The organism is Massilia sp. CT11-108, assembly GCF_047302915.1.
GTDB classification, from domain to species: domain Bacteria; phylum Pseudomonadota; class Gammaproteobacteria; order Burkholderiales; family Burkholderiaceae_D; genus Telluria; species Telluria orientalis.
This window is the reverse complement of sequence record NZ_JBKYMO010000257.1, coordinates 1-8,116: the sequence shown is the minus strand read 5'-3', so window position 1 is coordinate 8,116 and position 8,116 is coordinate 1. Positions and strand designations below refer to the sequence as shown.

The window sequence follows — 8,116 nt, the reverse complement described above, 5'->3', positions numbered from 1 at the left end:
GGCCTGCAGGCCCGAGTTATTGGTCTCGCTTCCCCATTTCTTCGCGGTGTTGCCGTACTGCTCGTAGCCCGCCGTCACGGACGCCTTCTCGCCGACCTTGTAGCGCGCGCCCATGCCGACGTACGGGCCGACGTCCGTGTCCGACGCGGTATTGCGATACGTCTTGTCGTGAGCCACGCGCTCGCTGACGGCGACGCCCAGCTTGCCGTACGCGGAGAACTGGTCGTTGACGGGCACGTTCAGCCGCGCCGCCAGGTAGCTGTTGGCGCCCTTCGTGCCGAGCGCGCCATTCACCTCGTCGGGCCGGGCGTAATCGGCGAAGTGGAAGCCGCGCGTGTACAGGTTCGCGTAGCCCGTCTCGATGGCGAAGTTCGGCGACAGGTTGACGCCCGCGAACAGCTTCGGATCGGAGACGTAGACGCCGAACGCGCTCTTGTCCTGGTAGCGCAGGCCATCCGTTTCCGCCGCATTGCCCATGTACGTGCGCGGGACGGGCTGGATCTTCGCGAACGGCGGGGACAGCGTGCGCGTGGCCGACAAGTCCTTCGATGCCGCCGCGCCGTCCAGCAACTGCGCGTGCGCGCCGCCGGCGGCGAGCAGCCCGGCGGCCAATGCGAGATGGATGGTATTCATGCGTGTCCCCTTTGTCTTGGAAGCCTCCGATCAGGATAGCAGGCCGTGTTCAAAATCGCATCATCCGGCACGTAAGCGTTTGTGACTAAAAATATGCATTCCTCAAGTATGGTCGGCCAATTTACCGCGCAACATGTCCAGCTGACGCTTGAGCGCAGCGAGATCGGACGGTTCGCACGCGGTGGCGCACAGCACGCCGTCGTAGATCGCGGCGGCTTCCTGCTCCAGCGCGCGGCCGGCGGGGCGCAGGGCCACGACGACCTGCCGTTCGTCGGCGGCGGAACGGGTCCGGCTCACCAGGCCGGCCGCCTCCAGCCGCTTGAGCAGCGGCGTCAGCGTCGCCGAGTCCAGGAACAGCCGGGCGCCGATCTCGGACACCGTCTGCTCGTCCTTTTCCCACAGCACCAGCATGACGAGGTATTGCGGGTAAGTCAGGTCCAGCCTGCGCAGCAGCTTGCGGTACACCTTGTTCATCGCCAGACCGGTCGAGTACAGCGCAAAGCACAACTGGTCGTCGAGCAGCGGGGTCCGCTTGCCTTGCTTGGTCGATGTGTCGTTCGCTTCCATGGTTTGCCTATCAGATCGCGAGGCAGCCTCCACATCAGTGTAGACCTTTTACGGCCGGCCAGCGCACGGCATCACGCGGCCGCTTCGTGTCCCTCGCGCGACACGACGCGGTTGCGGCCGGCGTCCTTGGCCTCGTACAGCAGCCGGCCGGCCACGTCGACCCAGGCCAGCGGATCGTTGCGCTCGGCCAGCGCCGGATGGCCCACGTACAGGCCCATGCTGAGGGTGACGCGGCCGGCCGGGTTGTCCGCGTGGCGCAGGTCCAGGGCCGCCACGGCCGCGCGGATCGTATCGGCCACCGCGTTGGCGCCGGTGAGGTCGGTGTCGGCCAGGATGATGGCGAATTCCTCGCCGCCGTAGCGCGCGGCCAGGTCGCCCGGCCGCCGCGCCCCGCTCTCGATGGCACCGGCCACCTTGCGCAGGCACTCGTCGCCGGCGGCGTGGCCGTAGCGGTCGCTGTACTGCTTGAAGTGGTCGACGTCGGCCAGGATGAGGGCGAACGGCGCCCCGCTGCGGCGCGCGCGCTCGTATTCGCGCACGAGGCGGTCTTCGAACAGGCGGCGGTTGGCCAGGCCCGTCAGCGCATCGCTGTCGGCCAGGTTCTGCAGCGACGCGTTGTGGCGCCTGAGCGAGACGCCCACGCGGATCAGGTCGCGCTCGAGCCGTTCGCGGACGCGGATCTGGCGCACGAGGATCACGCCGCCGCACGCCAGCAGGAGCATGGCCGCCGCGCCCAGGATCGCCGTCTGCACCGTGGTGCGGCGCCATCCGGACAGGACCTCGTCCGTCGCCTGCCCGCTGGCGACGAACAGCGGATAGCCCGCCAGGTGCCGGTAGCTGTACAGGCGCTCGACGTTGTCGATGCGGGGTGTCGCCACCATCGAGCCGGCCTGGCCGTCGCGCTGGATCTGCTGCCAGATGGTGCCGTTGCGGATGTCCATGCCGACCTGGTCGTCGCGGAACGGCCGGCGGTAGATCAGCGTGCCGTTGTCGAACGCGAACAGGATCGTGCCGTTCTCGCCGACATCGAAACTGTCGTAGAAGCGGCCGAACCACGCCAGGTTCAGCGTGGCCAGCACTACGCCGGCAAAGCTGCCGTCGGGTGCTTCGAGGCGGCGCGACAGCGGCAGGATCCACACCCCGGTCGACCGGCTGCGCACGGGCACGCCCACGTGCGTCGCGCGCCCGCCGTGCAGCAGGTGGAACTGGAAATATTCGCGGTCGAAATTATTGCCCTGCATGGGGCGCGGCAGCGACGATGTCAGCCACTTGCCGTCCGGCCCGTACACGAACAGGCCTTGCAGTTCGCCCACGTCGCGCGTGATCGCGCGCAGCCGTCCCGTCAGGCGTGCCGTGGCGGCCTCGCCCAGGCCATCGTGCTCGACGCGCTCGACCATCTCGGTCAGCACGGCGTCGCCCAGCCGGATCGACGTCTCCGCATGCGTCGCGAGCGCCCGCGCCATGTTGGCCGTGGCGACGCGGCTGTCCTCCCGTTCGGCCTCGTAGGCATGCCAGGCGCTCCAGCCCTGCAGGCCGCCCAGCAGCAGGCAGAAGCAGGCGAGCAGCCCGACGGCCAGCGCGACCAGTGGGCGGCGCTGGCCGTCGAGTGCGGACAATCCCTGGCCGTCGTGGCCGGCGGCGCTGTGGTCGGCATCGTGCATGGTGCGGACTCCCCTCCGGCTCCAGCTTATCCGCGTCGGCGCCCGCCGTCCACATTCGCACGAGCGGCGCCGCTAGATTTCCACCTGCGTACCCAGCTCGATGACCCGATTCGTTGGAATGCGGTAGTAATCGGCGGCGTCGCGGGCGTTGCGCTGCATCGCGACGAACAGGTGCTCGCGCCACGGCGCCATGCCCCCGCCCGGCGTCGAGATCACGGTCTGGCGCGCGACGAAGAACGAGGTCTGCATCATGTCGAACGCCAGGCCATGCGCCGCGCACTGGTCGAGGATGCCGGGGATGTCCGGCTCGTCCTTGAAGCCGAATTTCACGTCGACCTGGTGGCAGCCGTGTCCAAGATCGGTAATACGGATCCGGGACGCCGCATCGACGTACGGCTCGTCGCCAATGTACACGGTGAGAAACACGACGCGCTCGTGCAGCACCTTGTTGTGCAGCAGGTTGTGCAGCATCGCATGCGGGACGCCATCGCTTTCGCCGCGCAGGAAGATGGCCGTGCCGGCGACCCGCGTCGGCGGCGCGATAAACAATGATTCGAGAAAAGCGTCGAGCGGGATGGCGTGCTTCTGCAGGTTCTCGAACATCTGCGCGCGGCCGCGGCGCCACGTGAGCATCAACGTGAACAGCAGCACGCCCAGCGTCAGCGGGAACCAGCCGCCGTGCAGCAGTTTCAGCACGTTGGCCGAAAAGAACGCCGCGTCGATCACGAAAAAGAAGCCGGTCGCGCCCAGGCACAGCAGCAGATTCATGCGCCAGCGGTAGCGGATCACGAAGTAAGTGAGGATGGTGGTGGCCAGCATCGTCGCCGTGACCGCGATGCCGTAGGCGGACGCCAGCGCGTCGGACGAGCCGAACCCGACGACGGCCAGCAGCACGGCGATCAGCTGCAGCCAGTTGATGACGGGGAGATAAACCTGGCCGATCTCGCGCTCCGACGTGTGCACGGTGCGCATGCGCGGCAGGAAGCCGAGCGCGATCGCCTCCTTCGTCATCGAGAAGGTGCCCGAGATCGTCGCCTGCGACGCGATCACGGTGGCGATCGTGGACAGCACGACGAGCGGATAGACGCTCCAGCTGCCCAGCTGCTGGTAGAACGGGTTGGCGATCGCGTCCGGCCGCGCCAGCAGCAGCCCGCCCTGCCCGAGATAATTCAGCGCGAGGGCCGGAAAGGCGACGGCGAACCACGCGAGACGGATCGGTTTGCGGCCGAAATGGCCCATGTCGGCATACAGCGCCTCGGCACCTGTGAAGGCCAGTACGATCGCGCCCAGCGCCAGGAAGCCGAGGCTGCGGTTGTCGAGGAAGAAGCGCACCGCATGCCACGGATTGAGCGCGACGAGGATGCCCGGACTGCGCACGATGTTCAGCACGCCCATCGCCGCCAGCGCCGCGAACCACACCAGCATGACGGGGCCGAACCAGCGGCCGATACCGGCGGTGCCGTGGCGCTGCGCCGCGTACAGGCAGATCAGGACGACGATCGTCAGCGGCACGACCCAGGCCTGCAGCGCCGGGGTCGCGACTTCGAGACCCTCGATGGCGGACAGCACCGAGATCGCGGGCGTGATCACGCTGTCGCCGTAGAACAGCGACGCGCCGAACACCCCGATCAGCAGCAGCCCGAGGTGCATCCGCCTGCGGTCGCCGACGGCGCCCAGCGCGAGCGCCAGCAGGGCCATGATGCCGCCCTCGCCGCGGTTGTCGGCGCGCAGCACGAGCGTCACGTACTTGAACGAGACGATGACGGACAGGCCCCAGAAGATCAGCGACACGACGCCGACCAGGTTGGCTGGCGTGAGGGGCAGGCCGTGCGCGGGGTCGAAGACGGTCTTCAGCGAATACAACGGGCTCGTGCCGATGTCGCCGTACACGATGCCGATGGCGGCCAGCGCGAGGCCGGTGATGTTCTTGTTGTTCTTGTGCTTGTCCAAACGGTTTCTCCGGCAATGTTCGTGGACCGTATCGTACTGGCGCCGGCGTAAAGATTTTGTAAAAAGGCGGCTGCGGCGGCCTCGTAAACGAAGCCTTTATCCGGGCCGGGCGTCTTTTTAGAAAATTTTTACGTGGCGTTTTCTACACTTCTTCCATCGCTATCCACGATGTAAGGAGTCCACATGATCGTCACGATCGTTCACGCCGCGCTCCCCGCCGCGGGTGCGCAACTGGCCAGCCAGCTGGTGCGACTGCGCGCCGGGCACGGCCGCGACGTCGTACAGCTGGACGCCGACCGGACGCGCGGCGGCGGCCTGTCGGAGGAACTGGAAAGGCTGCTGGCGCGGCACAGGTGATGTCGGCCGGCGTCGCGGCCACCGCGCTGCACCTGCCCGCATTCTGCAACGCCGCCGACATGGCGGCGCTGTACGAGGAGGTCTACCAGGCCCCGCACGCACTGCCATCGCAGTGCCTTTTACAACAATAAGGAAACGCATCACCATGAGAAACACCGTCTTCATTCCCGCGCTCCTCGCCTTGCTGGCTGTCCCGCTGCACGCGCAGGAAACGCCGCCGGCGAACAGCGTCACGTTCAACGCGGCGCTCGCGTCCGACTACCGCTACCGCGGCATCTCGCAGACCCGGCTGCAGCCCGCGCTGCAGGGCGGCGCCGACTGGACCCACAACCCAACCGGCCTGTACGCCGGCACGTGGCTGTCCACCATCAAGTGGACGAAGGACGCGGGCGGCGGCGGCGACATCGAGTCGGACCTGTATGCCGGCAAGCGCGGCCAGTTGAGCGCCGACGTGACATACGACGTCGGCGTGCTGGGCTACGTCTATCCGGCCAATGGCCTGAAGGACGTGCCCGGCTCGGCCGACGCGAACACGGCGGAAGTCTACGGCCAGCTGGGCTACGGCCCCGCGTACGTAAAGTACTCGGCGGCGCTGACCAACCTGTTCGGCTTCACGGACAGCCGCCACAGCGGCTACCTGGACGCCGGTGCCAACATCGACCTGGGCAACGCCTTCACGCTGAACCTGCACGCCGGCCGCCAGGACGTACGCCACCACGACGCCGCCAGCTACACCGACTACAAGATCGGCGTGACGAAGGATCTCGGTTTCGCGAGCGTGGCGGCGGCCTTCGTCGGCACGAATGCCGACGAGACCGCGTACGCGTCGTCCGCCAACGGCAAGTTCCTCGGCCGGAAGGCGCTCGTCGTCACCGTCGGCAAGACATTCTGATCAACCGTAACGAGGCAACCATGGATATCGTCTTCATCGGCGCCATCGCCCTGTTCGCCGTCCTGATCGCGGGCATGGCGCACGGCTGCGCCAGACTGGGAGAACGCAAATGACATTGTTTTACCTGATCGGCGTGCTCGCATCGGGCGCGCTTCTCGCGTACCTGCTGTACGCCATGTTCTGCGCGGAGGATTTGTGATGGATACGCAATCGCTGGCGCTGCTCGCCCTGTTCTTCGCGATCCTGCTGGCCCTGTCGTGGCCGCTCGGCATCCTGCTCGCACGCGTGGCCGAAGGCGGCCGCGTGCGCGGCTTCGGCTGGCTGTATCGCATCGAGGCCGGCCTGTATCGCGCGGCCGGCGTCGACGCGGCCACGGGCATGCACTGGAAAACCTATGCGCTGTCCCTGCTCGCGTTCAACGCGCTCGGCACGCTGGTCGTCTACCTGCTGCAGCGGGTCCAGGCCTGGCTGCCCTTCAATCCCCAGAGCCTCGCCAACGTCGCCCCCGATTCGGCGTTCAACACCGCCGTCAGCTTCGTCAGCAACACCAACTGGCAGGGCTACGGCGGCGAGCAGACGATGAGCTACCTCACGCAGATGCTCGCCCTCACGTGCCAGAACTTTTTCTCGGCCGCCACCGGCATCGCCGTCGTGTTCGCGCTGATCCGCGGCTTCTCGTCGAAGTCGGCGCGCGCCATCGGCAACTTCTGGGTCGACCTCGTCCGTACCACTCTGTACGTGCTGCTGCCGCTGTCGCTCGTGTTCGCCGTGTTCCTGACCGGCCAGGGCGTGATCCAGAATTTCTCGGGCTACCAGGAGGTGCAACTACTCGAACCGCTCACGTACACGCAGCCGAAGACGGGCGCGGACGGCCAGCCCGTGCTGGACGCCCAGGGCCAGCCGGTCACCGAGGCGGTGACCACGACGACGCAGACGATCGCGATGGGCCCGGTCGCCTCGCAGGAAGCGATCAAGATGCTGGGCACGAACGGTGGCGGCTTCTTCAACGCGAACTCCGCGCACCCGTACGAAAACCCGACCCCGCTGTCGAACCTGCTCCAGATGGTGTCGATCTTCCTGATCCCCGCCGGCCTGTGCTTCGCGTTCGGCCGCCTCGTCGGCGACAGCCGCCAGGGTTGGGCGATCCTCGCCGCGATGACGGTGCTGTTCGTCGTGATGGCGGCCGGCGTGATGACGGCCGAGCACCAGGCGCATCCCGGGTTCGCGGCGCTGGGCATCGAGGGCGGCAACATGGAAGGCAAGGAAACCCGCTTCGGCATCGACGCCTCCGCGCTGTTCGCCGCGGTCACCACGGCCGCCTCGTGCGGCGCGGTCAACTCGATGCACGATTCGTTCACGCCGCTGGGCGGCGCGGTGCCGCTGCTCCTGATGCAGTTCGGCGAAGTGGTCTTCGGCGGCGTCGGCTCGGGCCTGTACGGCATGCTGGTCTTCGCGATCATGGCCGTGTTCATCGCCGGCCTGATGATCGGCCGCACGCCCGAATACCTCGGCAAGAAGATCCAGGCCTACGAGATGAAGATGACGTCGGTCGCCATCCTCGTCACGCCCGTGCTGGTGCTGGCCGGTACCGCGATCGCCGTGCTGGCGGCCGCGGGCAGGGTTGGCGTCGCCAACCCCGGCGCGCACGGCTTCTCGGAAATCCTGTACGCGTTCAGCTCCGCCGCGAACAACAACGGCAGCGCGTTCGCGGGCCTGTCCGCCAACACCCAGTTCTACAACTGGATGCTGGCGTTCGCGATGTGGTTCGGGCGCTTCGCCGTGATCGTGCCCGTGCTGGCGATCGCCGGTTCGCTCGCGGCCAAGCAGCGCCTGCAGACGACCGCCGGCAGCATGCCCACGCACGGTCCGATGTTCGTCGGCCTGCTGGTCGGCGTGGTCGTGCTGGTCGGCGTCCTCAACTACGTGCCGGCGCTCGCACTCGGCCCCGTCGTCGAACACCTGCAGCTGTTTGCCAAATAACCTGGAGTCGCCATGAACCAACTGAAATCCCCGGTGACGGCCCCCCTGGCCGCGCCGGCCGCCGCGGCGCCGGGCC

Annotated in this window: 8 protein-coding genes; 4 read left to right on the top strand and 4 right to left on the bottom strand. The window is 67.5% G+C overall.

What is annotated here, in order from left to right:
• The 4 genes from ACEN88_RS19335 to ACEN88_RS19320 form a co-directional block, all read right to left on the bottom strand.
• On the bottom strand, positions 1-633 hold a 633-nt coding region (locus tag ACEN88_RS19335; RefSeq protein WP_413342120.1), incomplete at its 3' end, for an outer membrane protein.
• Positions 634-735: 102 nt separating this feature from the next.
• A complete protein-coding gene (locus ACEN88_RS19330) occupies positions 736-1,200 on the bottom strand; it encodes a MarR family winged helix-turn-helix transcriptional regulator (protein ID WP_413342118.1) in 465 nt (154 codons plus the stop codon).
• Between the two features lie 71 nt (positions 1,201-1,271).
• Positions 1,272-2,861, bottom strand: a complete 1,590-nt coding sequence (locus ACEN88_RS19325) for a diguanylate cyclase (protein ID WP_413342115.1) — start codon at positions 2,859-2,861, stop codon at positions 1,272-1,274.
• Positions 2,862-2,933: 72 nt separating this feature from the next.
• A complete protein-coding gene (locus ACEN88_RS19320; protein WP_413342112.1) occupies positions 2,934-4,811 on the bottom strand; it encodes a potassium transporter Kup in 1,878 nt (625 codons plus the stop codon).
• A 183-nt stretch (positions 4,812-4,994) separates the two neighbouring features.
• On the opposite strand from ACEN88_RS19320, the gene ACEN88_RS19315 reads away from it, so the two are divergent.
• The 4 genes from ACEN88_RS19315 (at position 4,995) to kdpA (ending at position 8,040) form a co-directional block, all read left to right on the top strand.
• Positions 4,995-5,168 carry a hypothetical protein gene (locus ACEN88_RS19315; protein WP_413342110.1) on the top strand — a complete coding sequence of 58 codons (174 nt, stop codon included), beginning with the start codon at positions 4,995-4,997 and terminating at the stop codon, positions 5,166-5,168.
• Positions 5,168-5,299, top strand: coding sequence for a hypothetical protein (locus tag ACEN88_RS19310; protein WP_413342108.1), 132 nt, complete (start codon positions 5,168-5,170; stop codon positions 5,297-5,299). The genes ACEN88_RS19315 and ACEN88_RS19310 overlap by 1 nt, the downstream gene beginning before the upstream one ends.
• Positions 5,300-5,313: 14 nt before the next feature.
• Complete coding sequence (locus ACEN88_RS19305; protein WP_413342106.1) at positions 5,314-6,060, top strand: TorF family putative porin; 747 nt, start codon at positions 5,314-5,316, stop codon at positions 6,058-6,060.
• A gap of 198 nt (positions 6,061-6,258) precedes the next feature.
• Positions 6,259-8,040, top strand: coding sequence for a potassium-transporting ATPase subunit KdpA (gene kdpA, locus ACEN88_RS19300; protein WP_413342104.1), 1,782 nt, complete (start codon positions 6,259-6,261; stop codon positions 8,038-8,040).
• The last annotated feature ends 76 nt before the right edge of the window (positions 8,041-8,116 follow it).

Bases quoted from the DNA above. Each gene is read 5' to 3' on its own strand.
- ACEN88_RS19330 (WP_413342118.1), bottom strand. From the start codon at position 1,200: ATGGAAGCGAACGACACATCGACCAAGCAAGGCAAGCGGACCCCGCTG.
- ACEN88_RS19325 (WP_413342115.1), bottom strand. From the start codon at position 2,861: ATGCACGATGCCGACCACAGCGCCGCCGGCCACGACGGCCAGGGATTG.
- ACEN88_RS19315 (WP_413342110.1), top strand. From the start codon at position 4,995: ATGATCGTCACGATCGTTCACGCCGCGCTCCCCGCCGCGGGTGCGCAA.
- ACEN88_RS19310 (WP_413342108.1), top strand. From the start codon at position 5,168: ATGTCGGCCGGCGTCGCGGCCACCGCGCTGCACCTGCCCGCATTCTGC.
- ACEN88_RS19305 (WP_413342106.1), top strand. From the start codon at position 5,314: ATGAGAAACACCGTCTTCATTCCCGCGCTCCTCGCCTTGCTGGCTGTC.
- kdpA (WP_413342104.1), top strand. From the start codon at position 6,259: ATGGATACGCAATCGCTGGCGCTGCTCGCCCTGTTCTTCGCGATCCTG.